The organism is Planctobacterium sp. R6, from assembly GCF_055755215.1.
Genome location: NZ_JBVTQY010000094.1, coordinates 1 through 1260, shown reverse-complemented (window position 1 = coordinate 1260; position 1260 = coordinate 1). Strand labels below are relative to the sequence as shown.

General features: G+C 44.2%; 1 protein-coding gene. It reads left to right on the top strand.

Annotated elements, in window-relative coordinates; translation table 11 throughout:
• The first annotated feature begins 133 nt into the window (after nt 1–133).
• Nucleotides 134–1240, top strand: a complete 1107-nt coding sequence (locus tag AC0J20_RS23280; protein ID WP_473023596.1) for an ISAs1 family transposase — start codon at nt 134–136, stop codon at nt 1238–1240.
• Nucleotides 1241–1260: the final 20 nt, after the last annotated feature.

The window sequence follows — 1260 nt, the reverse complement described above, 5'->3', positions numbered from 1 at the left end:
AAGGGCATGATCAAACTTATTGATATAGCATTTGTTCTTAAGATCACATTTTGGCATAAGCTAATAAATTTGCTTTACACAGCGATGTATTCATTCCATCCTGGCCCGGTTTCTTGCTTACAAAGGCCTGGTTATGGAAATCCTTGTTCATCTTCAAAAAGTCTCAGACACTCGTTCTCACATTAATCAGGATTATCCCGTTCTTGAAATGGCTTTCCTTCTGATTGGCTCGCTGGTAAGTGGCAGTAAAACATGGGCTGATATTCATATTTTTGGGGAAACCCGATTGGACTGGCTCAGGCAATACCTGCCGTTTGAACACGGGATCCCTACTCAGCAAAATATCGCCCGCATCGTCAGGACCATGAAGCCTGAATCATTGATGGCAGCTCTGGTTTCATGGATCAACGCCGTCAGGGAAGATAGTCAGTTTCAACATATAGCAATCGATGGTAAAGATGTACGCGGTGTCGCCAAATATAGCGGCTCTACACCACTGAGTATGGTATCTGCTTTTGATGTGGAACAGGGATTAGTTTTATATCACAAAGCCGGACGAGGTAAAGGAAATGAACTGGCTATGGCGAGGGAATTAATTGAGTCTCTGGATATCACCGGAGCAATTCTGACGTTAGATGCTCTTCACTGTCAGGTGGAAACCATCCGTCAGATTAAAGAACAGAAAGGGATTGCTGTAATTCAGTGTAAGAAGAATCAACCAAATCTGCATGCTGCTGTGGATGCGCTGTTTCAGAAGTATTGGGCATTACCCGAGAGCGAGCAGGCCTATTTGAGTGAAAGTGAAACTGGACATGGTCGAAAGGAAACCCGCACTGTTTGGTCAACAGACCTCAGACTCAAAGGGGAATTAAAAGGAAAGTGGTCGGATCTAAAAGCCATTGCAGCAGTAGTGAGGGAACGCTCGGTACACGGAAAAACCAGTCATGAGACTCATTATTATGTCTGTACCGAGCAACTGACTCTTGATGAGTTGATGAAAGCCACACGACGCCATTGGTACATAGAAGCCAGTCATCACGTGTTGGATGTCACGTTCAAAGAGGATGACCAAAGAATGTATGCGGGTGAATCAGCCGTTAATATAGCCTGTTTCAGAAGGCTGGCTCTGAACCTGCTCACCCAACATAAAGATGAGAAAAAAAAGACTAAGCCACAGAAAATGGGCTGGTGTGCCGGAAGCGATACATACCGCCATGAAGTATTGTTTGGAAATAATTAACCAAGTATATTCAAACCCTT